This is a genomic window from bacterium (genome assembly GCA_024742285.1).
In the GTDB taxonomy this organism is placed as follows: Bacteria; Myxococcota_A; UBA9160; order UBA9160; family UBA4427; genus UBA4427.
Genome location: JANSYR010000009.1, coordinates 35299 through 61622, shown reverse-complemented (window position 1 = coordinate 61622; position 26324 = coordinate 35299). Strand labels below are relative to the sequence as shown.

Below are 26324 nucleotides of genomic sequence, written 5' to 3'. Positions count from 1 at the left end.
ACTCCCGCCCCCTCGCGGTGATCAAAGTTGCCCGGGCGGACCGAGCGATTCGAAGTCCTCATGTCGGCTTCCTCACTCGTCCATGCAGTGTTCGGCGACTTCCGCGAAGACACCGCGCATGCTGTAGATCCCGTCCTGCTCGAAGTTGTCCGCCGCGAGCTCGATCGCGTCGCGGTCGTCCTGATCCTTCGGCGGGCGGAAACAGACCTGCTCGAAGACCTTTTCGACCTGACAGACGGAGAAGGCGCGCGTCGACGCCACCTCGGCGCCGAGGCTCTTCGCTCCGAAGCCGCGGTCCGAGGCGCCCCGCCAGTCGAGGAGCGAATTCGGTCCTTCGCGCCAGTAGTTGATCCAGCTGTTGTCGGTCGAGATGTACCCGGCCGGGAAGGTGTTGCCGTTGAGCAGGTACTTCTCCTGGACCTGGCCAGGCGTGTGGACCAGGCGTTCCTGGTCCTCGTCCCAGTCGAAGTAGGCCCAGGCGCCGGCGAGACCGTCCATGCCGGCATGACAGCCGAAGCAGGTGTTGAGGAAGATCTCCGAGTCACCGCCGGGGCTTCGGGTCACGTCCTGTCGGATCCGATCGCCGGGACGGGTGATGTCGTTCATCACCTCGAGATCACGGCAGAGGTAGTTGAGCGAGGTGAAGCGCCACATCGCGCGATTCGTGCCGGCCGGGAAGAAGGCCTCGGCGGCGGCGCGCGTCGTCATGATCCCGGCGGTATCGCCCGCACCCATCTGGGAGCCCGGCAGACCGGACTGGGTCCGGCGGATCAGGTTGGCCGGGTTGGAGAGGTCGATCCCCTGGTCTTCGAGCGCCACGTAGTGGTCGTTACTGGTCTGCTCGTAGTTCGGATTGACCAGGCCGTTGGGCGCCGTGTAGATGATGTCCTCGGAGAGGACCGTGTTGAAGGGGACGTCGTCACGGATCATGCCGATGACCGTGGCCACGTAGTCGTTGAGCGGCACGAAGACGCTCATGTCCTCGTTGGTCCAGGGCTTGACCCAGTTCTTGAGGACGACGTTGTAGAAGTTGGGGTTCTGCATCGCGATCTCGGCGGCGAGATCCGCGTTGCCATCGCCGATGTGGCGGGTCATGCGCTCGAGCACGGTCTCCGGCGGAGAGCTCCCCGGGATGGGCGTGGTGTCGTCCGGCGGGACGCCCGCGAGGCGGTCGTGCATGCGTCGCGCGCGATCGGTGTCATCCATCTGCGCCGCCGCCGGAACGGCGAGAGCGACGAGCGCGGTGAGCGTCAGCAGGAACGCGACGAAGGAAGTCGCGCCCGGACGGGCGCTCGGCTTCGTAGAGCGATCGTGGAACATCGGAGGTGGACCTCGTCTTGGCCGCCCCTCCCCAGGAGCAGACCCGCTATCTGGCCGCCCCCTACACGCGACTGCCCGGTCTCCCACCGAGGAACAGTCGCAGCGAGGGCCGGGGCTCATCCCCCATTCGGCCGGCCACAGGTCTTCTCGGTGATCCAGCTCACTAAATTGTGGTCTTTTCGCGACATCCCTCACAAAACGAGTCGAATCTGCCTCGGTACTTCACCCCCAAGACATGGGCGTGTTCGCGCTGCCCCTCAGTTGCGTGCGGGGGATCACGTCGGTGTCTGCCCCGGTCATCCGTCACACGTCGTTCGGGTCGCGGGGGCGAAATGGACAAAGGTTCGGCACCCGCGTCGGCCGATATCGGGAGTCGACCGGGATCCCGCCCGGCCTCGCGAAGGAGTCCACGTCCGATGCGCGCTGTGTCCTGCCGAGTCCACGTCGGACTCATCGCCGCTCTCTTCCTTCTATTGTCCGGCGTCCAGGCGAGCGCCCTCGAGCTGAGCGCCGTCCCGGACCCGGTCGAGCTTCCCACGCTGCCGGCCTCCGCCACGGCCTCGGGCGTCGTCGAGAACGACGTCCCCCAGGTTCGCGCGCGCCTCCTCGTCGGGAACACCGAGGGCGAACGCCGCGTCGGCGTCCTCTTCGATCTCGCCGAGGGCTGGCACCTCTACTGGCGGAATCCCGGCGGCACCGGCATCGCCCCCGAGCTCGGCCTCGCCGCCGACGGTCACGCGTTCGGAGACGTCGCCTGGCCCGCCCCCCTCACGTTCGTCGAGGCCGACGGTCTCTTCACCACCTGGGGCTACGAAGGATCCGTCCTGCTCTCCGCGCCGATCACGCGCGACGCCGACCCGTCCTCCGGTCAGGTCGAAGCCGACGTGAGCGTGCTGGTCTGCCGGACGCAGTGCGTTCCGGCGGACTTCGCGCTCCGCTCGCCGCTCGAACCCGAGCTCGCCCCCGAAGACCGGACCTGGATCGACCGTCGCTTCGCCGAGGCCCTCTCCCGAGTTCCCGTCAGCGCGAGCGAGCTCGGCCTGGGCGTCCAGGCCCGCTGGCACGACACCCGACCGGAAGTCGACGAGCTCGGCACGGTCCGCCTCGAGCTCGCGCCGTGCGACGAAGCGCCCTGCCCCTCCCTCGCCGCGCGCGGTGCAGGCTCGCTCTTCCTTCTGCAAGACGGAGATCTCTTCGAGTGGGAGGAAGCGACCCTCGCGGACCGACACGTGGTCGACATCGCCCTGACGCGACTCGAGGACGTCCCGAAGACGGACGAGCGCCTCCGCGGCTTGATCCCGATCCGCGCTTCCGGCGGCGCGCTTCGCCACGTCGCGATCGACACGAAGATCGAGTCGCCGCCTGCGACGACGGCCACGGCGAAGGGGCTCGCCGTGACTCCGCCGGCGCCCCCGATGGCGAATCCGCCCGCAGACGCCGCCACGCGCCCGATTCCGGGACCCTCGACCGCAGCGGCCGAACCCGCTTCCCCGACGCTCGTCCGCTGGCTCCAGGTGATCGGCCTCGCCCTGCTCGGCGGCCTCATTCTGAACGGCATGCCGTGCGTGCTGCCGGTCCTGGCGATCAAGGTCGTCGCGGTCGCCGACATGGCGGAGAAGGATCCGCGCGAGGTTCGCATGCACGGCGTCGCGTACGGCGCGGGCGTGCTCGGCTCGATGACGGCCCTCGCCGGAGTCGTCGTCGCGCTGCGCGCCGCCGGTCACTCGGTCGGCTGGGGCTTCCAGTTCCAGGAGCCCCTCTTCGTTGCGATCATCGCGGCCGTCCTCGTCACCTTCGCCATGAACCTCTTCGGCGCCTTCGAGATCGATCTCGGGCAGGGGCGACTCGCCGCGATCGGTCACGACGCCGTCGGCGCGCGACGCTCCTTCTTCGAAGGCCTGCTCGCCGTGGTCCTCGCGACGCCGTGCACGGCGCCGTTCCTGGGCACCGCCGTCGGCTTCGCCTTCGCGAGTCACGGGCTCGGCATCTTCGCCATCTTCCTCGCGATCGGTCTCGGCCTCGCCTCGCCCTTCCTGATCGTGAGCTTCCAGCCGAAGGCCGCGCGCTTCATCCCGCGCTCCGGGCCGTGGATGAACACGCTTCGGTCGGGGCTGGGCTTCTCGCTCCTCGCCACCTGCGTCTGGCTGCTCTGGGTGCTCGGGCAGAGCGGCGGGGTGGACGCCGTGATCGGAACGACGGCCACGCTCCTCGTCCTTGCCTTCCTGCTCTTCTGTCTCGGTCGGCTGCAGCCGATGCGGAGCGCCTGGCTCGGTCGCGTCGCGGCGGTCGGGATCGCCGGCGTCGCCCTCGGCGGGTTCAACCTGATCGGCATCGACCGCGTCCCGGTCGCGACCGCCGACCAGACGACCTCTGCCGAAGCGAAGGCCGAGGCCTGGGCGACCTACTCCGAAGGCGCCGTCGCGGCCGCCCTCGAAGACGGGCGCCCCGCCTTCGTCGTCTTCACGGCGGACTGGTGTCTCACCTGCAAGATGAACGAGGCGACGGTCCTGGACCGCGAGGCCGTCCATGCGGCATTCCGCGACGGCGGATACGCACTCTTCGAGGCGGACTGGACCCGGCGGGACGAGGGGATCCGACGCAAGCTCGCCGAGTTCGACCGGGCCGGGGTCCCGCTCTACCTGGTCTACTCACCGGACCGACCGGACGCGCCCCGGGTCCTCTCGGAGCTCCTCACGACCGAGGAAGTCCTGGCCGCGATCGACGAAGCGCGCCCCACGAAGCGGATCTGAGCGCGATCTGCCGCGGGCAGGCCACCTCGCGCCTGCGACGCACATCACATTTCCCTCAGCACCGCGGGCCGACGAGACGATGCAAGTCAGGACGTGCGTGGCCCCCCGCCCGCGCGACCGTCGGAGAAGCCTGCATGCGATCTCGAACTCTCGCCCTCCTCTTTCTGCTCACTAGCTGCGCATGGCCGCTCTCGGCCACGGCCCTCGACGAGGGTGACCGCGCGCCGGCGTTCTCGGTGCCCTCGCTCTTCGGTGACGGCAACGTCGAGCTCGGCAAGTACCGCGGCAAGATCGTCTACCTCGACTTCTGGGCGTCCTGGTGTGGCCCGTGCCTCAAGGCGATTCCCGAGATCGAAGAAATGCGCGGTGAGTTCCCCGACGACCAGTTCCAGGTCGTCGCGGTCAACCTCGACCAGAAGGCCAAGAAGGCGCTGCGCTTCCTCGAGAAGAACCCGATCGGCTACCCGAGCGCCGCGGACCCGAAGGGCTCGCTGCCGGGTCAGTTCGGCGTCGAGACCATGCCGACCTCGTACCTGATCGATCGTGACGGCGTGATCCGATACGTCCACAAGGGCTTCTCCCGCGGCGACGGCTCCCGCATCCGCGAAGAGATCCGAATGCTCCTCAAGGAGCAGAAGCTGGGGAAGAAGTAGATGACCCGATCGTTCCGATTCGCGGTGATCGCCGCCCTCACGGCCTGCACGCTCGCGTCTACGGGATGCGCCGTCGTCAAGCCCTGGGAGCGCGACCTCCTCGCGCGACGCGACATGAGCTTCGAACCCGACGGCCTCGAGGCGAAGCGGGAAGCGCATATCTACTGGAGCAAGGAAGCCACGATGCCGGGTGGCAGCGGCGGTGGAGGCGGCTGCGGCTGCAACTGACGGCGATCGCACACCGATCGCGACCAGAAGGCGATCCGCGACGGTCATACGCCGTCGCTCGAATCGGGATGGGGATCATGGATCGTTCGGACGAGAATGAACAACGCTTCGAAGCGGTCGGCGACGCGGACACCCGCGCCGCGTTCCCGCTCCCGCGTCCGAACCGGACGCTGACCGCACTCGCGACCGGTGCCCTCGCCCTGCCGGGCATCGCCGGCTCCGCCCGCGCCGACGCGCCCATCGAGCGCGCCACGGCCTCGAGCGCCTTCAGCTACTACCGCGAGGACCAGATCCCGCAGAAGCGCCTCGCCGCGGGCAGCGAGAACGAACGCTACGAGATCTTCGCCAAGCAGCTCCGCTTCGACATTCCGACGTCCGAGCGAACGGACATCGGCATCGACATCCTCTACGAAGAGATGAGCGGCGCATCCCCCTGGTACGTCACGGCCGAGGGCGGACGACGCGTCCAGGTCATGAGCGGGGCGACGATCGAGGAAGAGCGAACCGACGTACGAGTCGATCTCGACTACTACATGGAGACCGGCAAGGACACGATCTCGCTGGGATACTCGGTCGAGCGAGACTACGAATCCTGGAGCATCGGGCTCGCGACCGAGCGCAACTTCAACGACAAGAACACGACCTTCAACCTCGCGCTCGGCGCGAACTTCGACGAGATCGAGCCGACCCGCGACGGATTCAGCAGCCGGATCGTGAGCGATCAGAAGTGGGCGATCACGGCGTTCGCCGGCCTCAGCCAGGTCCTCTCGCGTGCCTCGATCGCCCAGGTCACCGTCAACTTCAAGCACTCCGACGGTTTCCTCGACGACCCCTACAAGCTGGTCGCCCCGATCGGCGGCGGCGCGAACGTCTCCGACGCACGTCCCCACGACCGCGACCAGGTGACCATCCTGACGCGCTACCGCCACCACTTCGAGGACATCGAGGGTTCGCTCCACGTCGACTATCAGTTCCACGCGGACACCTGGGGCATCATCTCCCACGCCGCCGATCTCGGGTGGTACCAGCGCCTCGCCGACATCTTCACGATCGCCCCGAGCTTCCGGTACTACAGCCAGAGCAAGGCCGACTTCTACGAGCCGCTGCTGAACGGGATCGTCGTCCCGATCGAACGCAGCGCCGACTACCGTCTCTCGCCCTTCGGCGCGGTCTCGGCGCGGATCAAGTTCGAGGTCGAGTTCGAGGACGTGCTCTCATACGACGCCGAGGGCTGGAGCGAGCGGTTCGGACTGAGCGACGGGCTCGACCTTCTGCTCTCGGTCGCCTACGAACGCTACATCTCGGACGGCGACATCGGACTCACCTCGGTCGGCGAGTTCGACCAGAACCCCGGCCTCGTGAACTTCCAGATCATCTCGTTCTCGCTCAACGGCCGTTTCTGAGGCCTGGCGCGGGATGCTCTTCGATCGCTTCCGCTTCCGCGCCATGGGAAGCCCCTGCGAGCTCTCGCTCTACGCCGAAAGCCGCCCGGCGCTCGAGCGCGCGCGGGACGTCGCGTGCCGCGAAATCGCCCGCCTCGAGGCGAAGTACTCGCGCTACCGCGACGACAGCCTCGCCTCGCGCATCAACCGCAGCGCCGGCAGCGCCTGCGGGATCGAGGTCGACGACGAAACCGCCGCACTCCTCGACTTCGCGGCGACGGCCTGGACGGAGAGCGAAGGGCGCTTCGACCCGACCTCCGGCGTCCTGCGCCGTGCCTGGGACTTCCGCTCCGGACACGTCCCCGACCCGAGCGAGACCGAAGCGGTTCATCGGCTCGTCGGGTGGTCCAGGATCCGCTGGGAGCGGCCACGACTCGCCCTCCCGACGGTCGGCATGGAGCTCGACTTCGGGGGCTTCGTCAAGGAGTACGCGGCGGATCGCGTCGCAGAATGCCTGCGCCAGGAAGGCCTCGCCTTCGGACTCGTCGATCTCGGCGGGGACATGGCGATCGTCGGCCCGCATCCCGATGGCTCTCCCTGGCTGATCGGCGTACGCGACCCGCGTGCGCCTTCCGAGGCGATCGCGCGCATCGCTCTCCATTCGGGCGGACTCGCGACGAGCGGAGACTACGAGCGATGCATGGTCGTCGACGGCGTACGCTATTCGCACCTGCTCGACCCTCGGACCGGGGAGAGCTTCCGGAGCGGACCCGCCTGCGTCTCGGTGCGCGCCCCGCACTGCCTCGTCGCCGGTGTCACGGCGACGATCGCGATGCTCCACGAGGAGCCCTCCGCCGAGGCATTCCTGGCCGACCTCGGCCTACCGCATCTCGGGATCACCCAGGCCGGGCGCATCTTCGGAGAGACGCGTCTCGTCGAGATCGCGCCGCGGCCGCGCCGACGCACACGAGGCGCGGCGGTGGGTCGCCTCTAGCGAAACCTCTGATCGACGTCGCTTGGACTCGGCTCAGCGTCGCTTCGAGAAGACCACGAGATCGGTCTCCCAACCCTGCTCGGCGAGCTCGCGCGCGACGACGCCCGCGTCGACCATCGAGGGCAGTCCCGTCACGTACACGTCCCAGTAGTCCGCGGTGTCCGTGCTCCACCCGTGGACCCGGGTCGCGAGACCCTCGCTCGCGATCGAGTCCGCGATCGCGGTCGCGTCCTCTTCGTAGACGCGCGTCGTGACGCGGACGCCGTAGGGCGGGCCCTCGACCAGCGGCAGATTCGTCGCGCGCGAGGCGCGGCGCTCGAAGACGAGCCGCCTCCGGATCGTGTCGGCGACCAGCTCGGACGGGTTCGAGATGCGTCGGACGCGCACGGCGATCACGAGCTTGATGTCGTCGACGACGGTTCCCGTCGAACGGAAGAAGCGTCCCAGGAAGGGGATGCTCCGGAAGAAGGGAACGCCGGTCTCGACGTCCTGCGTCTTCTTGTCGGTGTTGACCGCGAGGATCGCAGTCTCGCCGTCATCGAGGCGTGCGGTCGTGACCAACGACTGCTCCACGTACGACGGGCCGACCTGCGCCGCATCGCCGCCCAGGTTCGCGCGCGTCAGGTCGATGTTCGAGAGCTCGATCTCGAGATCGAGCTGGATTTTTCCTTCGGTTCCGGTCGTCGCCTCGAGCGTGACGCGCGTGCCGATGTCGCGGCGATCGAAATTCGTCGTGCGCGAGATCTGGGGAATGTTGACGCCGGCGACGGTATTCGCGCCGAGACCCGAGCTGTCCGAATCGGTCACCGGGATCGGCACGTTGTTCCCGACGAAGATCTCGTGCTGATCGCCGGCGGTCACGACGAGACTCGGCTGGATCAGGACCTCGTTGGTTGCCTCGAAGTCGACCCCGGCGATCGTCCCCGACTGGAGGATCGGCACCGACACGAGGTTTCCGTTCACGTTTTGCTGGAAGGCGACGCCGGTGTCCCGACTGATCCGGCCGACGACGGTGGGCGGGAGATCGATGCCCGCCGAGGAGGCTTCGTTGACGACGACGCCGACGAGATCGTTGTTGCCGTCGGAACCATCCGTGAAGGGGAGCGAGAAGCCCGTCGCGAGCCCGTAGGCCTCGGGCATCCGGAGCTCGGAGACCGTGATGTCCACGGCGACGAGCTGCGGCGACTGGTCGAGCAGCTCGACCACTTCGCGGATCACGCCCTGCGCCTCGGGCGGGGCCTTCACGACGAGGGAGCGCGACGGCGCATCCACGGCGATCGTGTAGTCGGCGCCGTCGAGGGGCCCCGCGACCGAGGCCGCCTCGGTCGTCGCGGCCGTCGTCCCGTTCGAGAGACTGCGGATCAGCTCGGCGACCTCCTCCGGGTCGCGGTTCAGCACGCGGAGGATCCGGATCGCCCCGCCGCGCTCGATCGGCTGGTCGACGTCTTCGATGAACGCGACGACCTCGTCGACGCCCTTCTTCGAGCCCCGAACGGCGAGGCTGTTGGTACGGAGGTCGCTCCAGACCTGGACGTCCTGCAGCTCGTAGTCGCCGGACTCGAGGTATTCTTCGACGAAACCCTCGACGTCTTCGACGCCGCGGTGGCGCAGCACGCGGATCCGAAGCGTCTGCTCCTCGATCCGGTCGAGCTCGTCGGCGAGGGTCGTGAGGCGGGCGATCGCGACCTCCGAGCCGCTCGCGATGATGCTGTTCGTCTCCGCGAAGGGCACAAGGGTCACACGCGATCCAGAGAGCGGCTCGAGCACGGGCATCACGTCTTCGACGTCGGCCGTGCGGAGCGGGATCAGGGTCGTGACGAAGGACTCGCCTCGTCCGTCGCTGACCCGCTCGAAGGGTGCCTCACCGACGGCGTCGGCCACCTTCGCGATCCGCCACACCCCTTCGGGCCCCGGGAGCAACGAATGCCCCAGGAGCGAGAGCGCCGTCTCGAGCACGGCCCAGCTCTCGTCGATCGTCATCGGTCGCTTCGCGATGATCGTGACGTTGCCCCGCACGTCGTCGGGCACGAGGATCGTTCGACCGGCGGCCTCGCCGATCTTCTGGACCAGCTGCTCGATCCGCGCGCGCTTCTGGTTCAGCGTGAGCGTGGACGGACGCGAGGCGGCCCGACGGCTCGGCGCCCGTCTCGAAGGCTGCGCGCGTCCGGCACGCTCGGGCTCGACGCGCGAAGGGCGATCCTGCGCAGCGCGTGCGGCCCGTTCGCGACGCACCTGCTCGGCGCGCTCGCGGGCAGCTTGCCGCACCCGATCGGCGCGTTCCCGACCTGTCGTCTCCCCGACGCGACGCGGATCCGGGCGGACCACGTCCGGATCGGACGCGGCGTGGCCTCCGCGGATCGCCTCCGGCGAAGGCGCCGGCACGGGTTGCGCTGCGCTCGGCATGACCGGAGCCAGGACGCAGGTCCACACGAGGACCAGCGCGGCGAGCGGGTTCGGGCGGTGGCGCGGGAGTCGCTGCACGCGCAGAAGCTATCCGAAGGGGCTTCGTGCGGCGAATCGCGCCCGACCGGAAGGACCGTCAGAGAAGCGAGTCGCGCCCGCCTCGCGCTATCGCCAGGGAGAGAAGAACTCGAAGACCTCGACGCGAACCTGCACGCGCACCTCGTGCGCCAGGAGGTCGTACTCGAGGTAGTCGGTCGGCTCGGGCGCGCCACCGGTCGGCGTCAGCTCGAATCCCTCGTCCGTGGCCATGCACTGCTCACCGGCGAGACAGACGAAACGGTAGCCGAGGGAGAGATCGACCGTATCCGTCAGCGCGTAGTTGAAACCCGTACCCGCGTTCCATGCGAACTCGTCGAACTCGCCCGAGGCGAAACCCTCGTTCGACGTGCCCGACAGGTCGGTGTGGGCGTAGCCGATGCCGACGCCGACGTAGAAGCTCGCAGGCTCGAGCCACTGCCGGATACGCGGCTGACGACCCAAGCCGAAGGTGTACTGGACCGGCCGATAGATGGACGTCATCGGGATGTCGAGCCAGGCGTTGAAGAAGACGGTGGTCGTCTCGACCTCGGTGAAGAAGAGATCGCCTCCGAAGAAGTTCTTGAGCTCGTACTCGCGGAGCCCCGCGGCCTCGAGCTCGACGCGGACCGGCCAGTCGGGCAGCCGGACGTCGAGCAGCATCTCGCGCGGAACGAGCTCGTCCATCGGAATCTCGAGACCGATGATCCCGTCGATCATCGGCGCACCGTCGAGGTCCTCACCACCGATATCGACCACTGGACTGGCGCTCTGACGACCGACCGCATTGCCTTCGGCGAGGGAGATGCCGAGCCCACCGGCGACGTAGACCTCCCAGTCGGCGACGGCGGAGGCCGGTACCCCGAGAACGAGAAGGATCACGAGCCCCCACGTGCGGAACGGGGTGTGGAGCTTTCGGTCGCGCGTCACGGAAGGCCTCCCCGCGAGCCTGCCGGCTCGCTGCCTGAGAAACTCCGTGATCTATCGGCCGAGCGTGGTGGGTGTCTTGATGATGGATGTCACACCGAGGGCGATTCCGGGTCCTCCTGACGTGGGTTCCCCACGTCCGGGGCCAGCAGGCGGCGCGCCAGCAGGGTCCGGGCGACCACGGTCAGGGCCAGGATCGCGACCCAGAGCCAGGTGGTGACCGGGAGCAGGTTCGGGAACAGAAGGAAGACCGTGTACGCGATCCCGGTCTCGCCCCCCTCGGCGAGACCCGCGCCGAGTCGCAGCCCCCGATCGTCCCGGGCCGGCAGATCGCGCTTCGCCTCCTGCATCCCGAGCGCGAGCGCACTGGCGATACAGAGCACATAGAGAAAGAGCATCATCGTCCACTGGGGGCCGAATTCCGGCCAGACGATCCCGAACGCGAGCACCATCGCCCCGTAGGCGGCCATGTCCAGCACGATGTCGAGGTAGGCGCCGAAATCGGTCTCCTGCCCCGAAGCCCGGGCGAAGACACCGTCGGTGCCGTCCGCGAGGCGCGACACCCACCAGAGGCCGGCACCCAGCCAGAGATGTCCCGTCGCGACGGCGGCGGCGGCGAGAAGCGCCAGCGACAGCCCGAGCACGGTCACGTGATCGGGGGTCCAACCCCATCGCGTGTAGAGCGCGAGCAGGGGACCGGCAAAACGCGGCACGATCCTGCGGAAGGCGTTGTCGATCATGGGTCGAGTCTATCGGAGGCCCTCTCGATTCCGTGGCGGAAGGCGCCGCGCGGCCAGGGTCCTCGACAGTCGGACGCGGATCCGGCCGAAGTAGGGGAGGAAGAAGAAGGACGACCGCTCCGCGGGGCGGTTCGGGGGGAAGGGCGTGAACAGCGTGGACGCGCAGCGGGAGCCCGGCGTCTTCATGCGGATCGCGCGGACCGCGGTTCCCTCCGTCGTGAGCGTGGCGCTCCTGGCCTGGGTTCTCGACCGGATCGACATCCGGCTCGCCCTCGATCACGTGACGGTGGAGGTCCTGTTGCGATTCTTCCCCACCCTCGTTCTCTTCACCGCGGTCGGGGTCGCGATCGAGGCCCACAGCCTCCATCGCGTGGTCGCCGGCCGGCCCGAGGAGGCGGCCCCGCTCCCCCGGCGCGTCGCGGCTCGGCTCAAGGCCGCCTGCTACCTGATCGGCGTCCTCAACCACCTGATCGGCGCCGGAGGACTCGCGCTCCTGGTGTCGCGGCGGACCGGTGCGTCGTTCGCGGTCGCCTCGGGGATGGTGCTCCTTCTCGCGCTCCTCGACGTGGGCGCCGTGCTCACCTCGATCGTGCTCGGCGGGAGCCTGCTGCAGGTCGACGACGTGGGGCTGCGACTCGGCGGGGTCGCCGTGCTCGTCGCGATGGTCGTGGCCGGCTTCGCCTTCCTGCGCGCCCCGGTGGACCTCGGTCCGCTCGAGGTCGTTCGCGAGCTGCCCCTCTTCGACGCGGCCCGGCTCGTCCCGCTCCCGCTCCTGCTCGAGCTGGCCCTCGTCCGCCTCTGCATGCTCGTCTGCTTCGCTTCCCTGGTCGGCGGCCTCTTCCTCGCCTTCGACGTCGAGATCACGCTCCTCGAGCTCGTCTTCGGGATCGGCGTCATGCTGGCGGTCGCTGCCCTGCCTCTGGCGATCGCCGGAATCGGCACCGGCCAGGTCGTGTTCGTCGCGGTCTTCCGGGATCTCGCCCGGGACGCCGAGCTCCTCGCGATGAGCATCGTGTTGACGACCTCGATCATCGTCACCCGCGCCCTGCTCGGCCTGCTCTTCGCGCCGGAGTTCACGCGAGAGGCGATCGCGGCGACGCGCGGGGAAGCCACCGACGGCTGAGCGCGCGTCGGAACCCATCCGACCGAATCCGGCCCCGAGTCCAAGCCGGCGGCTTCGTGTGAGCCGCGTGGTCGAACGAAGCGGGCGGCTTCGCTATCTCGTCCCCGCCCGTCGCCGGGAAGAGCCCGTTCGCGGCGACCCCCTAGGATCGAGGAGCGTTCATGGATCGGCTCGAGGCCCTGCTCTCCCACGTGCTCGTGCGCTGGTCGCTGGGCGTGCACGCGCGCGCCGGCCAGGTGCTCACCGCGATCGGGATCGCGACGCTCGCCCTCTTCGTCTTCGCGGCCCTGAATCTCGGAATCAACTCGGACAACGTCCAGCTCGTCTCCGAGGATCTGCCTGCGCGTCAGAACTACCTCGAGTTCGCCCGGAGCTTCCCGAACATCGAAAACGTGATGCTCGTCGTGATCGACGGCGAGACCCCGGAGGTCGCGCGCGAGGCGACCCACGCCCTCCGCGAGGCCCTCGCCGAACGGCCGGATCTCTTCCACGACGTCTACATCCCGGGCTCCGGGCCCTTCTTCGAGAAGCACGGCCTGCTCTACCGCGATCTCGACGACCTCGACGAGTTCGCCCTGCAGATCGCGCGGGTCCAGCCGATCCTGACCGCACTCGAGCGCGAGCCCACCGTCGCGAACCTCGCCTCGCTCATCCAGAGCGGCCTCGAGCAACGCGAAGATACGGACCTCGCCCTCGACGAGCTGGCGACCCTCCTCGACCGGATCGGCGACGCGACGGTCGAGGCCTACCAGGAGTTCCCCCTCGCCATCTCGTGGGAGGAGATCCTGCTACGCGGCTCCTCCGTCGAGAGCGTGAAGCAGTGGGTGATCGTGGTGGACCCGGTTCTCGACTTCGGGAGCATCTTCGCCGCCGCGGGGCCAATGGCCGAGATCCGCCGGATCGCCGAAGAGAACGACCTCGACCCGGACCACGGGGTGACGATCCGCCTGACCGGCAATCCGGTCCTCAACTACGAAGAGATGGCCGGCCTCCTCTGGGACATCGGTCTCGGCGGCGTGATCACCTTCGGCTTCGTCGTCGTCGTGCTCTTCCGCGCCCTTCGCTCGGTCAGGCTCGTGATCGCCTCCGTCGCGACGCTCCTCGCCGGGCTCGTCTGGACCGGCGCCTTCGCCGCCGCGACGGTCGGCGCGCTGAACCTCGTCTCCGTCGCCTTCGCGATCCTCTTCATCGGTCTCGGCGTCGACTTCGCGATCCACCTGGGCATGGCCTACGTCGACGGCTTCCGCCGCTCCCTCGAGAACGGGGTGGACGATGTCCACAGGGCCGCCCTCGCCCACGGCTTCGAGCAGGTCGGCAGCTCCTTCGTGATCTGCACCGTCACGACGGCGATCGGGTTCTACGTCTTCATTCCGACGGACAACATCGGCGTCGCGGAGCTCGGGCTGATCGCCGGCACGGGCATGATCGTGAACCTCTTCCTCACGACGACGCTGCTCCCGGCGCTGCTCGCGAAAGGCTGTCGCCTCGATCCCGAGCGGGACGTGCCGCACGCGATGACGTTCCGGAACACCTGGTCGCGCGCCGTCTCGGCCTGGCCCCGGACGATCGCCCTCACCGCACTCGGGCTGCTGATCTTCGGCGGCTGGAAGGCGCTCCAGGTCGACTTCGACGCCAACGTCGTCCGCATGCGCGACCCGTCGACCGAGAGCGTGCAGACCTTCAACGAGATGCTCGAAGAGGCGGGGCAGCGCTCGCCCTGGCCGATGGACACGATCGCCCCCGACCTCGAGGCGGCGACCGAGATCGCGCGCGCCGTCGAGGAGCTCGAGGTCGTCGACATGGCGATCTCCCTCGCCGACTACATCCCGACCGACCAGGAGGACAAGCTCTACCTGCTCGAGGACGTGGGGATGATCCTCGATGCGCCGCGCGGGACGACGACGTACGAGGAGCCGCCCACGACCGAAGAGCAGGTCGCCGCCCTGCGCGCGCTCCGGGACTTCCTCCGCGACCCGGCGATCGAGGACGAAGCCGGCGTCCTCGGGATGAGCATGCGCGCCCTGCGCGCGAACCTCGACGAATTCCTCGCACGAGCCGACACCGACGACGACGTCGACGCGGCCCTGGAACGCCTGGAGACCGTGCTGCTCGGCGGGCTGACGGAGCAGCTCGTCCGGTTGCGCGAGGCCACGCTCCTCGAGGAAGTCACCCTCGACGACCTCCCCGAGCAGCTGCGAAAACGGATGATGACCGCGGACGGCCGCGCGCGCGTCCAGATCTTCCCTGCGGAGCAGCTGACCGAAGAAGTCGCCTTCACGCGATTCGCCTACGACGTCCAGGCGCTGGTCCCGGAGGCGACGGGACTCCCGATGAACATGGTCGCGTTCGCGCAGGCGACGAGGGACAGCTTCCAGGAAGCCCTCGTCGCCGCGATCGTCCTGATCACGATCCTGCTCGGTCTCCTCTGGCAGCGATTCACGCCGGTCGGCCTCGTCCTCGCGCCGCTCCTCCTGAGCAACCTGCTCACGATCGGGCTGATGACCGTCACGGGCATCGCGTTCAACTTCGTGAACGTCGTCGTCGTCCCGCTCCTGCTGGGCATCGGCGTCGACTCCGGCATCCACCTGGTCCACCGCGCCGAAGCCCTCGCGAAGAGCGAGACCGGCGGCGAGCTCCTCGCGAGCACGACCGCGCGCGCGGTCTTCTACAGCGCCCTGACCACGACTGTCAGCTTCGGAACCCTCGCCCTGTCCTCGCACCAGGGCGTGTCGAGCCTCGGACTCGTCCTGACGATCGGCATGGTACTCACGGTCGTGAGCAACCTCGTCGTCCTCCCGGCGCTGCTCTCGCTCCGGGTACCGTCCCATGGACGTTAGGCGTCAGTCCTCGATCCTCGACTTCAGCAGTCGTTCGAGGCGCTCCGGCTCCCTGCGCAGGTGGACGGACTTCCCTCCGGTCACGTAGACGAGTCCGCGCTTCGCCCCCTTCGGCTTCTTGACGTTCTTGATCGGCACGACGTGCACATCCGCGCGACCCGCATTCTTCTGTTTCGAGAAGTGCACGGCCAGCTCACAGGCATCGATGACCGCTTCAGCGGGCGGATCCTCGCGCCCTTCGGTCCGCAGGATCACGTGGCTGCCCGGCGCGCCGTCGAGGTGGAAGAAGAGGTCCTTTCCCCGGGCGAGACGCGTCGTGAGCACGTCGTTCGCCTCGTCGCTCCGACCGACCCAGATCTCGAGGTCCTCCGCCGAGCGGTAGCGACGCGGGTGGAGCTTCCGCGGCAGGTTTCGGTAGGCCTGGGGGAGCGGCGGCAACTCCGGCGCCTTCGACACGGCGGTCGCGCTCGGCTTCGTCGTGTGCCGCCCGAGGATCTTCCTGACATCGGCGCGCTCGAGGAGGGAATCGAGCGAGTCGGTCGTCTCGAGCTCGCCTTCGAGCGCCACGATCGCGTCGATCGCCTGCTGTGCCCCGTCGACCTGCCCGCCGGCTTTGGTCAGACGACGCAGGAGCTTCTGGTAGCGCTTGAAGATCGCGTCGAGATTCTCCTTGGGCGATTTCTTCGGATCGAGGGCGATCGTGACCGGCTCACCCGTCGTGAAATCATCGACCGTGATCTCCGAGGCGCCCGGGTCGATCCGGCCGAGGTTCGCCTTGAGGAGCTCCCCGTGTTCCTGGAGCGTCGTCGCCTGATCCGCCTCGGCGAGCTCCGCCTCGATCCGCTCGAGGCGCCGCTCGGCCGTCTTGCGCGCCTTCTTGAGCGCGCTGGCGAGACGACGGCGCCCCTCGTCCGCGGTCCGCTCGCCGATCCGTTCCGCATAACACGCCTCGACCGCCTCGAGCAGGTCGAGTCCATCCTGGTCGGCGAACCGATCTTCACCCCGTTGCGGACTCCCCGAACCCGGATCCGCCCAGCGATCGCCGAGGGCGAGCTCGGACCGCGTGTCCGCCACAGGGCGCAGCGCCTGGACGATCCTCTCGTCGGCGTCGAGGAGGTAGAGATTGCTCCGCCGGCCGAAGATCGAGAAGAGCAGCGTGTATTCCCCGTCCCGAGCCGAGAAGCGGAGCGCGAGCTGCCGATCGTCTCCGCGGAGCGTCGCCCGTTCGAGGCGGGCGCGGCCGAGATGGGCGCGCAGGTAGGCACTGAAGGCCGGCAGGCTGTCCGGTGCCGCAGGCATCCGGCCGAGGAGACCGACCCGTGCGAGCTCGGGACGCGCGTCGATCCCGAGGGTCGACTTCCGCTTCCCCGCTTCGTCGCGCCGATAGATCGTGAAGGCGAGCCGTCCCCGGTCCGGCTCGACCCAGCGCTCCACCCGCCCGCCGACGAACTCCGCCGTGAGCGCGGTCGCGACCCGCTCGAGCTCCACCAGACTCAACATGCGGCGAGCTTAGCGCCGGCGCTGCGCGTGAGCGCCCGCTGGACGAGCGCCTGCGGCCCAGCAGTGCCAGCGACCGCTGGCATCGCGAGCAAGCGCCTGCGGCGAAGTGCCAGCTATCGCTGGCACGCTGGACAATAGTGACTGGAACGCTGGGCGATCAGCCGACGCTTGATCGGTTCGCGGCAGGTCAGGCACGGCTCGTCCTTGCGTCCGTAGACGCGGCGCTCGTCCTGGTAGCCGCCGTCGCTGCCGTCCGGTGCCACGTAGTCGCTGATACTCGAGCCGCCGGTCTCGATCGAGCGGCGCAACACGCGATGGAGCCCGTCGGCGATCGCTTCGCATTCGCGACGCGTCACGCGCTTCGCTGCCCGCCCAGGACGGACGCCGGCCAGGAAGAGCGCCTCATCGGCATAGATGTTCCCGACCCCGGCGGCCACCGACTGGTCGAGCAGCATCGCCTTGATCGCGACCCGCCGTCCCCGGTTCGCCCGGAAGAGCTCCTCGCCGGTCACCTCCAGGGCATCGGTCCCGAGGCGATCCAGGCGTTCGTTCGACACCCCCGCCGGAAGCCACTGCACCTTGCCGAACTTGCGCACGTCCCGGAAGTAGATCTCCGGTCCCGGCCCCTCCATCTGAAACCGGAGATGGGTGTGCTCGTCGGGCTCGAAGGCCCGCTGCTCGTCGGGGGCGAGGGACGCGCGCGCCGTGGCGGAGAGGAGCCGCACGCTCGTCGCCTTGCTGGAGAAGAGCTGACCGGTCATGCCCAGGTGGAGCAGGACGCGGTCCCCGTGATCGAGGCCCATCACGAGGTACTTGCCCACCCGATCGAGCGATTCGACGGGGCGCCCTTCGAGGCGTGTGCGCAGTTCTTCGGGCGGCGTGATGAAGAAGTAGCTGGGCGGCGTCGTGACGAGGTGCGCGATGCGCCGGCCCACGAGGAGCGGCGCGATCCGGCGGCGGGTCGTTTCGACTTCGGGAAGCTCGGGCATCGTCAGATGGATTCCGCGGGGAAGGGTCGGAGACCGGCCCGCGAGGGCGTTTCGCCGATTTGGTAGCGTGGAGGGCATGGAACCGCATCGCCCCACGTCAGTCGCAGCCGACTCCGGCGCACCGGACGAGGCGCCGCGCCGACGGAAACGTCGGGACGCCCTGCCCCTCGACGAGACCTGGCTCGAGGACGAGGCGGTCCGTTCCCTCGCGCGCTCGGACCAATCGCGGCGACGACTGATCGAGACCCTCGAAAGGAAGCTCGACGAGCGTTGCGCGCGGACCGACGAGCAGGGCGAGGCCGTCCGGGCGTCGATCCCCGGGATCGTCGATCGACTGATCGATCGTGGCTACGTCGACGATCGCCGACTCGCGACACACCTCTTCGAGCGCGGCCGGGCCGCGGGTCGCTCGCGCGCCCAGATCGAGCAGCAGCTCTTCGCGAAGGGGATCGAACCCTCGACCCTTCGCGAGATCGAGCGCGAACGAACGGAGGAGGCGACCGGCGCGCGAGACGACGACGGCGGCGGCTTCGCCCACGCGGACGAGGTCGAAGCCGCCTTCCGGATCGCGCGCAAGAAGCGCCTCGGCCCCTTCTGCCCCGACCCGGACGAGCGGATCGCCAAGCGCCAGCGCCATCTCGGCTTCCTCGCCCGCCGCGGCTTCTCGAGCGACGTCGCCCACCACGTGATCGACGCGGAGTCCGCGGAATGAGGCGGCGACCCGAGGGCGGGACGTCGTGATGAAGGCGCGGCTGCTCGGCTCCGGTGTCGCGACCGGCGTCCCGACCTGGAACGACGGCTCCGAGATCGCCCGGAAGGCGCGGACACGCGACCCGGACCATCCGCGCCGCGCAGGCGCCTGCCTCGCCGTCAGCGCCGACGGCGTTCGCTTCTCGATCCTCGAAGCACCCTTCCATCTCGCGGCGAGCCTCGCGAACGAGCCCCTCTTCGCGCCGCCGGAGGGAAGCCGCGCGGTTCCGATCGACTCCCTCGTGCTCACTTCGGGTGATCTCGACGGGAGCGCCGGTGCGCTCGCGCTCCGCAGCGGTCTCGCGATCCGCATCGCCTCGCCCGCCGATCTTCGTCGCGAGCTGCTCGATCACGATGCCGCCTTCGTGACCCTCGAGCCGCTCTGGACCGGACTGGGCTGGGATCGACCTTTCCCCCTCGACCGCGACGAGATCCTCGAGGCGCGGCTCTTCCCCCTGCCCGGGCCGATCCCGGATCATCTGCGGGATCGCTCGACGAGCGTCGGGCGCGCACGTTGCGGCGTCCGGATCACCGACCGACGGAGCGGGCGACGCCTGGTCTGGGCGCCGCGAATCGAGCGACTCGACACCGCCACCCTCGCGGAGCTCCGCGAAGCGGACGTGCGTTTCGTCGACGGCACGTGTTATGCGGCGGAGGAGGCGCGGCGTCTACGGCCGGGTGCGCGGACACCCGATGAGCTCGGCCACGTCCCGATCGACGGCGCCGGCGGTTCCCTCGCGGTGCTCGCGGGCATGAACGGGCGCTCGATCTACGTCCACGTCGCCGCCAGCAATCCTCTCGCGGGGCTCGGTGCGAAGGAGGCGAAGCGCGTCTCGGAGGCCGGCGTGGAGGTCGGACTCGACGGACTCGAGGTCGAGATCTGAGCATGGCCGCCGCTCGCTACGCCCTCTCGCGGCACGCCGCGCTCAAGGTCCGCGCGCAGGGGCACGTCCTCGTGCTTCCCGAGCGCGCGATCCGGCTCGAAGGCAGCGGAGGCGAGATCCTCGAGCTCGTCGACGGAACGCGGAGCCGCGACGAGATCACGTCGATCCTCGCCGACCGATACCCGGGGACGGAGGGCCTCGCGGACGAAGTCGAGCGATTCCTGGACGAGATGATCACGATGGGCGGGATCACTTCGATCGACGCCGACGGAGAGTCGGGATGACCGAGGGGATCGCGCCGCTCAACCTGATCGCGGAGCTGACGTATCGCTGTCCGCTCCAATGCCCGTATTGCTCGAATCCCCTGGCGTTCCGGGAGCGGCGCGAGGGGCTCTCGGCCGAGGACTGGGGACGCGTCTTCCGGGAAGCCGCCGCGCTGGGCGTCGTCCACGTCGGTCTGACCGGCGGCGAGCCGAGCACTCGCAAGGACCTGCCCGAGATCGTGGAGCGCGCCGTCGCCGCCGACCTCTACCCGCATCTCGTCACGGCGGGCCTCCCGCTCACGCCCGACGGCCTCTCGGAGCTCGCGGACGTCGGCCTGCGAAGCGTGCAGGTCTCGATTCAGGACGCGACCGCGGAGGGCTCCGACCGGATCGCCGGAACGCGCAGCTTCGACGCGAAGCTCGCGCTCTGCGAGCGGACGAAGGCGCTCGACCTCGCGCTGACGATCAACTGCGTGCTCCACCGCGAGAACCTGGACGCGATCGGCGAGGTCATCGCCCTCGCCGAGCGACTCGGCGCGGATCGCCTGGAGCTCGCGAACACCCAGTACCACGGTTGGGCGCTGCTGAATCGTTCAGCGCTGATTCCGACCGCAGAGCAGCTCGCCGAGGCGAGCCGCGTCGTGAAGGCCGAGCAGACGCGGCTCGCCGGGTCGGGGCTGAACATGCTCTTCGTCCTCCCCGACTACTTCTCGGATCGACCGAAGCCCTGCATGGGGGGATGGGGCCGCCTCGCGATGGTGATCGATCCGACCGGGCGGGTCCTTCCCTGCCACGAGGCGGGCGAGATCCCCGAGCTCGAGTTCTGGCGTGTTCAGGATCATTCCGTGGAGGCCTGCTGGCGAGACAGCCCCGGCATGAACGCGTACCGAGGCACGGACTGGATGCCCGAGCCCTGCCGGAGCTGCGAGGACCGCGAGGTCGACTTCGGTGGCTGCCGATGTCAGGCCTTCCGGCTCCTGGGGGATGCTCGCCTGACCGATCCGGCGTGCACCAAATCGCCTTCGCACGAAGTGATCGCGAACGCGAGAGAAGTGAGAGCGCCGGGATTCCAACCCCGACGCTAGGGCGAGTCGGAGGAATCCTTCTCGGCGAGATTCCACGGACGAATCTCCAGGTCGATCGCGCCGCGGCTCTCGAGTCCCCAGCGATCCCGGGCGACGACCTCGACTCGCTCCCTCCCCGAGTCCGACCCGGAGGCGTGACCGACGAGCCAGATACGGCCGCCGGGCCGTCCGAAGTCGAGGATCTCCATCTTCGAGACGAGGCCCGGGGATGGATCCGCTCCGGAGACCGACACCTCGTAGGACAAGTCTCCCGCATCTCCGGCGCGTGCGTAGAGGGGAACGACGAAGACGCGCCCGCGAACCGGAACCGGACGCGTCGGCACGCTCAGATCCGGCAGCGAGAGCGACCAGATCGACTCGCCCGCTTCCCGAGCGCCACGCCACACCAGCGTTCGCCCTGCGACGTCGGGCTGGGCCTGTGAGGCGAGCGTTCCCGTGACTCTTTGCAGAGGACACGACCCGGTGCGCGAATCGAACTCGCAGAACGTGATCGAGGGCGCCTCGATCGCGCTCCCGATCGACCAGACGACGCGGCGCCCCGAAACCTGCGGGCCCGTCAGCTGGTCCACACGGAGCGACGACGAGATCGCTCGCGCATCGCATCGCGGACCCGAGTCGTCCTCCGACTCCTCCAGCTCGCATGCGTGGAGTCGGGTGACGACCTGGAGTGCAGGCCGGCATTCGGGCAGCAGGTCTCCGAACACGCAACCGTCGGGCGGCCGGAGCTCGATGTCCGCAACACCGAAGACCACGAGGTCACCCGAGTGGATCGGGCCGTCCGGATCGACGCGGCCCGGGCCGAGGGAGATCGGCTCGGGCGTGCAGGGCCGACCGTCGCGGGACAACCGGCACCGGGCCAGCACGCCGCTCCCCTCGAGCAGCAACGTCCGCCCGTCGAAGGACTGAAGGCGCCAGAGCGGATCGCCTTCGGCGAACTCGACGAGGGGAATCGGAGCACACCCTCGCCGCCCGCGGTTCGGGCGACATCCCTCGATCGGTCCGCCCGCCCCCAGGCCCTCTTGCCACACGATCCACCCGCGCCCGACCCAGGGTCGCGAGAGACTCTCAGCGGCCGCGTCCAGTGCGCGCGGAACACATTCGTCCGTCGTCGAACGGGATACGGAGCGTTCCTTCCAGGAGCGGCCATCGGGTTCGAGGAAGCACCATCCGATCGAGAACCGGGTCTCTTCCCTCGATCGCCAGGCCATCACTCGGCCGTCGATGTCGACGTGGATGGGACGCCCGTCGACGGCCGTCGGCGGCGCGGTGACCGGGCCCTCCTGCGCCGATCGGGATCGGTCCCGCCGACCGTTCGCGACGTTCTCGGCCCGCGAGGAGGCGAAGGGACGTTTCGCGGTGGCCGTTCGAACGCGATCGACCGAGACACCGAATCGTTCGTCTTCTCCGCGGTGCTCCATCAACCACGCGACGCGACGCCCGTCGGTCGAGGGCGCCGCGACGCCGAGGTCTCCCCGGGTGTACGCAGCCGGCCGGACACGATCGAGTCCGAAGACTCGAAAGCGAAGGATCTCTCGCCCGTCCCGGAGAAGGACCCGGACACGGAGCGTGCGGGGCCCGGACGCGGCGGACCGCGCGTCCCAGTCGGCGGCGAACTCGGCGGCCCCGCGAACCGAGGGCGCAACGCGCTCGACGCCCGGCAGGCTCTCGAGCGGGACGAACTCGCGGCCCACGAGGCCCTCGGCGATGGAGAGCTCGAGGCCCGCGACGTCCGGACCCGTCGCGACGACCTCGAAACGAACCGCACCATCGGCCGGATCGACGAGGCTCCCGGAAGCCGGCGCCTCGAGCGCGAGGTCGACCTCGGGCGGCGCGCTCTCGAGCAGCGTCGGAAGATGCAGCGCGCCGGCGCCGTTGAGCCAGTCGTAGCCCGGGGGGCCGAGATCACGAACGCCGAGGCGCAGCCAGTCACGGAGCGCGGCCGGCGCGAGGTCCGGCCGGCGCGCACTCGCGAGAGCGACCGCGCCAGCGACGTGCGGTGCCGACATCGACGTCCCCGCAAGCCGTCGATAGAACTCTCCGACGACGAAGGGGGCTTCGCTCTCGAGCGGCGCGCTCGTGAGCAGCGACAGGATGTTGCGGCGCGCGACCTGAACCCCCGGCTCGACCGAGGGGCCTCCACCGGGCGCGACGAGATCGATCCCCCAGCCGCGATTCGTGAAGCTCGGAAGACGATCGTCGAAGCCGAGGGCGCCGACGGTCAGGACCGCGTCCGTGTTCTCGGGGCTTCGCAGCGAGACATCCGACGACGCATTGCCCGCGCTGGTCACGACGACGGCGCCGAGCGCCTCGACGTGCTCGAGGATGTCGGTCGCGAGCGGGTTCGATGGGCACGGATCGCCGCAGGACCAGCTGTTGTTGATCACGTGAGCGCCGTTCTCGGCCGCGTACAGGACGGCGCGCCACAAGACGGAATCGACGCCGGATCCTTCGCGGGGGAAGCCCTTGACGGCCATGACCCGGACGCCCGGAGCGACGCCGACGATCCCCAGCCCGTTGTCGGCGACCGCGGCGATCGTGCCCGCGACGTGGGTCCCGTGGCCACGCTCATCGAAGGGATCCGGATCGGAGACGTCCCCCGGATCGTCGTAGTCACCGTCCTGGTTGGCATCGAACGAATCGCCGAAATCGAACCCGACGAGGTCGTCCACGAACCCGTTCCCGTCGTCGTCGATGCCGTTGCGGTCGCTCGGCTCGGCGACGCCGTCTCCATCGAGATCCTCTCCGGGGTTGACCCAGATGTTGTCGGCGAGGTCGGGATGGGTCGTGTCGATTCCCGTGTCGACGACGGCGACGATCCGGCCTTCGCCCAGCCCGTCGGCCCACACGCTCGGCGCCCCGATCTGCTCGAGTCCCCACAGGTCCGCATAGGGCTGGCCCCAGCTCCCAGCGGTCGCCAGGAAGGGATCATCGAAGAACGGAGCGAGCTGCTCGGGCTGGATCTCGTAGTCGAGCTGCGCCCACTCGACCTGGGGGAGTGCGCGCAGCTGGTCGAGGACCTCCTCCGGATCCGTTTCTGTGGGTGTTTCGACCCGATACACGTGTCCGAGCTCCGGGAGCCCGGCCATCGCGCGATTCGTAGCGTTTTGGCCTCTATTCTCACGAGCCCGCCGCAACCGACGCCGCAACGCCCGAGACTCCGCGGCGAAGCCCGCGCCGGTCGTGCGTCGGAACAGCGCACGATGGGGCAGGACCCCGAAGCGCCGCTGGAAGCGGTCGAGGTCGGCCCCACCGTCGGCGGCGAAGGGGGCGAACCGCTGTCCGCGACGACTGAGGCGTTCGGCGCAGTCGTTGAGCGCGTGCGGACCGGCGCCCCGGTACTTGACGACCAGGTGCGGTCTGGAGGCGGAGGAGCGCGCGTGGGCGCGCGAATCGGAGTGCGCGCCGTGCTGCGCAGCGAAGCCCTCGACGCGCTCCTGATCGGCTCGAGCGAACCCCGTCATCGCGCCGACGATCGCGATCACGAGGGTGGCGACCACCCGTCGAATCGGAGTCGGTGCACGGAGGGTTCGCGCCGAGGCCAGACGATGCACGGGATGCTCTCCTCGAAAAGCCGCTTCCTGCCCGGGATGAATCTAGCCGGAGGGGGAAGCGGGGGCAGGACGTAGGCATTGACCATCATGCCTACGCGGCGTCAGAAACGAAAGCGGAAGCGTCTTGGTTTCGTGGCGATCCGGGCGAACACGCGCGCGATCGAGGCGAGATACGAACCGCCTCGATGGTGCCGGGGAGCGTTGTCGCTATCATTGCCGCTTGGGATCGACCGGTCCCGCTCAAGAGAGGATGAGAGGAGTAGTTCGATGCAAAAGACCTGGGGGCGTTTCTTCGTTGCGGCTGTCACGCTCTTTCTGGCGCCCGCTGCGTTCGCCCAGGACGCCTGCCCCGTAACCGACATCAACGGCGACGGAGTGACCGACGAGAGCGACGTGATCGTGCTGCGTGATGCGCTCGGCACCTACGAGGGTGATGCGGGCTACGTCCCGGCGGCCGATCTCAACGGCGACGGACGCGTGACGACGCAAGACTACGGAGTGCTGCTCGACTGCAGCTAGGGAGTCGGCTTCGACTCGCTTCACCTTATCTACTTTCCAACTGTTATTCGGTGGCTGCCCTTCGTTCGAACCGGGATGAATCGTTTCGAGCCCGGCGACGAGCAGCCTGATACCGTTCGAGAGGAACACAGGAACAATGCGCCTAACGACTTCGTTCTTCGCTGCGCTGATGACGGCCGCGTTCGCGATCCCGGCCGTAGCCCAGCTCAACATCCAGACCAGCTCTACGAGCGATCTCGACGCGCTCCCGGTCGGGCAGCCCTTCACGATCGAGATCACGTTGACGACGCCGGCCCCGGAAGCGCAGGGCCTCACGCTGCGCGTCGCCGAGATCGATGACACCGTGATCGCGTTCGACTCCGCGACGTTCGCGAATGCTGGCGTCTTCGGCGCCGCTGATGGCGGCTCGATCTTCGGCACCCTCGAGGAGATCGCCCCGGGCTTCTTCGCCTACTCGGACGGGATCGACAGCATCCTCGCGGATGCCGTCGACAACGGGACCAACGTCGTCCTCTTCGACGGCGTCTCGACGGGTACGCCCAACGGTGCCGGCCCCGACGTCTTCACGATTACCTTCGACGCCCTGCAGGAGGGCACCATGGAGCTCGAGATCGGGGCCGTGGAGTCCTTCGGCGACGCGTTCGTGAGCCGCGTCAACGGCACGACCTTCCCGACGACGCTGCTCTCGGTGACCGTGCCCGAACCCGGCTCGGCCGCGGCCAGCCTGGCGGCGCTCGGATCGGTCATGGGGGTCGTCGGGATTCGCCGCCGGCGAAACGACTGATCGAAGCCTGACAGGACCGGCCCTGCGTGCGCGCAGGGCTGGGACCGTTCGCTCGACAACGGCCGGGAGCCTAGTGCTCCCGGCCGTTTTTCGTGCACGGGCTAGAGGGGCAGAGGGAAGCTCGAAAGCGGATCGCAGAGGGCACGGAAGTCACGCGGCGACGCCTGAGCGCTCGCGGTTCCCCTCGGCCAGCGGCGGCGGGGCGTGTGTGACGTGACGCCGACGAAGGGTCCGCGACGTGCAGTCGCGCTCGCGGGCCCATCGAGGTAGCGCCTGGGAGCGCCCTCCAGGCTGAGTCGAGCTCGCCGGCGAGAGTGGGGTCTCCCGCTTCCCGGGCGACCCGACCGCCGAGTCCGAGGCCGTCGCGAACCGCTCCGGACCGTTGTCGACTGGAGTCGACTCTCCGTTCGTGGTCGCTTCGAGACTCGTTCCCGAGTGGGTCTCGGAGGGCGGGCGGGTGGGGCGCCGGGGCTCACGTAGGCCGGGCGCCTTCTTCGGTGCGGTCCGGACCAAAGGATCGGGCGCGACGGTGGGGGCAGCGGGTCGCGGGGCAGATCGGACCTTCCT

Annotated in this window: 20 protein-coding genes; 13 read left to right on the top strand and 7 right to left on the bottom strand. The window is 69.0% G+C overall.

Annotated elements, in window-relative coordinates; translation table 11 throughout:
* Positions 1 to 72 precede the first annotated feature (72 nt).
* Complete coding sequence (locus NXI30_16825; protein ID MCR9095887.1) at positions 73 to 1320, bottom strand: hypothetical protein; 1248 nt, start codon at positions 1318 to 1320, stop codon at positions 73 to 75.
* 416 nt (positions 1321 to 1736) lie between these two features.
* On the opposite strand from NXI30_16825, the gene NXI30_16820 reads away from it, so the two are divergent.
* From NXI30_16820 to NXI30_16800, 5 genes are all read left to right on the top strand, one after another.
* The gene (locus tag NXI30_16820; protein ID MCR9095886.1) at positions 1737 to 4070 is read left to right on the top strand and encodes a thioredoxin family protein; all 2334 of its coding nucleotides are present in this window, start codon (positions 1737 to 1739) and stop codon (positions 4068 to 4070) included.
* 134 nt (positions 4071 to 4204) lie between these two features.
* On the top strand, positions 4205 to 4723 hold the full coding sequence (locus tag NXI30_16815) for a TlpA family protein disulfide reductase (protein MCR9095885.1): 519 nt from the start codon (positions 4205 to 4207) through the stop codon (positions 4721 to 4723).
* Positions 4724 to 4951: a DUF4266 domain-containing protein gene (locus tag NXI30_16810; protein MCR9095884.1), complete on the top strand. Its 228-nt coding sequence runs from the start codon at positions 4724 to 4726 to the stop codon at positions 4949 to 4951. It abuts the gene before it with no gap.
* Between the two features lie 77 nt (positions 4952 to 5028).
* A complete protein-coding gene (locus NXI30_16805; protein ID MCR9095883.1) occupies positions 5029 to 6354 on the top strand; it encodes a DUF3570 domain-containing protein in 1326 nt (441 codons plus the stop codon).
* A 43-nt stretch (positions 6355 to 6397) separates the two neighbouring features.
* Positions 6398 to 7327: an FAD:protein FMN transferase gene (locus NXI30_16800; GenBank protein ID MCR9095882.1), complete on the top strand. Its 930-nt coding sequence runs from the start codon at positions 6398 to 6400 to the stop codon at positions 7325 to 7327.
* Between the two features lie 33 nt (positions 7328 to 7360).
* Here NXI30_16800 and NXI30_16795 read toward each other — a convergent pair whose 3' ends face one another.
* The 3 genes from NXI30_16795 to NXI30_16785 all read right to left on the bottom strand — a co-directional run bounded on the left by NXI30_16795 (position 7361) and on the right by NXI30_16785 (position 11472).
* A complete protein-coding gene (locus NXI30_16795) occupies positions 7361 to 9808 on the bottom strand; it encodes a hypothetical protein (GenBank protein MCR9095881.1) in 2448 nt (815 codons plus the stop codon).
* Positions 9809 to 9895: 87 nt separating this feature from the next.
* Positions 9896 to 10735 carry a porin family protein gene (locus NXI30_16790; protein MCR9095880.1) on the bottom strand — a complete coding sequence of 280 codons (840 nt, stop codon included), beginning with the start codon at positions 10733 to 10735 and terminating at the stop codon, positions 9896 to 9898.
* Positions 10736 to 10824: 89 nt separating this feature from the next.
* Positions 10825 to 11472, bottom strand: coding sequence for a CDP-alcohol phosphatidyltransferase family protein (locus tag NXI30_16785; GenBank protein ID MCR9095879.1), 648 nt, complete (start codon positions 11470 to 11472; stop codon positions 10825 to 10827).
* A 145-nt stretch (positions 11473 to 11617) separates the two neighbouring features.
* Here NXI30_16785 and NXI30_16780 point away from each other — a divergent pair, with 145 nt between their 5' ends.
* A complete protein-coding gene (locus NXI30_16780; GenBank protein MCR9095878.1) occupies positions 11618 to 12595 on the top strand; it encodes a hypothetical protein in 978 nt (325 codons plus the stop codon).
* 161 nt (positions 12596 to 12756) lie between these two features.
* Positions 12757 to 15432, top strand: a complete 2676-nt coding sequence (locus tag NXI30_16775) for an MMPL family transporter (GenBank protein MCR9095877.1) — start codon at positions 12757 to 12759, stop codon at positions 15430 to 15432.
* A gap of 3 nt (positions 15433 to 15435) precedes the next feature.
* Here the strand turns inward: NXI30_16775 and NXI30_16770 are convergent, their stop codons facing one another.
* Positions 15436 to 16932, bottom strand: coding sequence for an NFACT RNA binding domain-containing protein (locus tag NXI30_16770; GenBank protein MCR9095876.1), 1497 nt, complete (start codon positions 16930 to 16932; stop codon positions 15436 to 15438).
* Between the two features lie 113 nt (positions 16933 to 17045).
* Positions 17046 to 17921, bottom strand: a complete 876-nt coding sequence (gene mutM / locus NXI30_16765) for a bifunctional DNA-formamidopyrimidine glycosylase/DNA-(apurinic or apyrimidinic site) lyase (GenBank protein MCR9095875.1) — start codon at positions 17919 to 17921, stop codon at positions 17046 to 17048.
* 76 nt (positions 17922 to 17997) lie between these two features.
* On the opposite strand from mutM, the gene NXI30_16760 reads away from it, so the two are divergent.
* From NXI30_16760 to pqqE, 4 genes are read left to right on the top strand one after another with little or no spacing between them, the layout of a single operon-like run.
* Complete coding sequence (locus NXI30_16760) at positions 17998 to 18633, top strand: RecX family transcriptional regulator (protein MCR9095874.1); 636 nt, start codon at positions 17998 to 18000, stop codon at positions 18631 to 18633.
* Positions 18634 to 18661: 28 nt separating this feature from the next.
* Entirely contained in the window at positions 18662 to 19555 is an 894-nt protein-coding gene (locus NXI30_16755; GenBank protein MCR9095873.1) for an MBL fold metallo-hydrolase, read from the top strand.
* Between the two features lie 2 nt (positions 19556 to 19557).
* Complete coding sequence (pqqD, locus tag NXI30_16750; GenBank protein ID MCR9095872.1) at positions 19558 to 19839, top strand: pyrroloquinoline quinone biosynthesis peptide chaperone PqqD; 282 nt, start codon at positions 19558 to 19560, stop codon at positions 19837 to 19839.
* Positions 19836 to 20903: a pyrroloquinoline quinone biosynthesis protein PqqE gene (gene pqqE / locus NXI30_16745; GenBank protein MCR9095871.1), complete on the top strand. Its 1068-nt coding sequence runs from the start codon at positions 19836 to 19838 to the stop codon at positions 20901 to 20903. Before pqqD ends, pqqE begins: the two co-directional genes overlap by 4 nt.
* On the opposite strand, the gene NXI30_16740 is transcribed toward pqqE, so the two are convergent.
* Positions 20900 to 24400, bottom strand: coding sequence for a S8 family serine peptidase (locus tag NXI30_16740; protein ID MCR9095870.1), 3501 nt, complete (start codon positions 24398 to 24400; stop codon positions 20900 to 20902). The genes pqqE and NXI30_16740 overlap by 4 nt on opposite strands.
* A gap of 321 nt (positions 24401 to 24721) precedes the next feature.
* Here NXI30_16740 and NXI30_16735 point away from each other — a divergent pair, with 321 nt between their 5' ends.
* On the top strand, positions 24722 to 24973 hold the full coding sequence (locus NXI30_16735; protein ID MCR9095869.1) for a dockerin type I domain-containing protein: 252 nt from the start codon (positions 24722 to 24724) through the stop codon (positions 24971 to 24973).
* A gap of 136 nt (positions 24974 to 25109) precedes the next feature.
* Complete coding sequence (locus NXI30_16730) at positions 25110 to 25757, top strand: hypothetical protein (GenBank protein MCR9095868.1); 648 nt, start codon at positions 25110 to 25112, stop codon at positions 25755 to 25757.
* Positions 25758 to 26324: the final 567 nt, after the last annotated feature.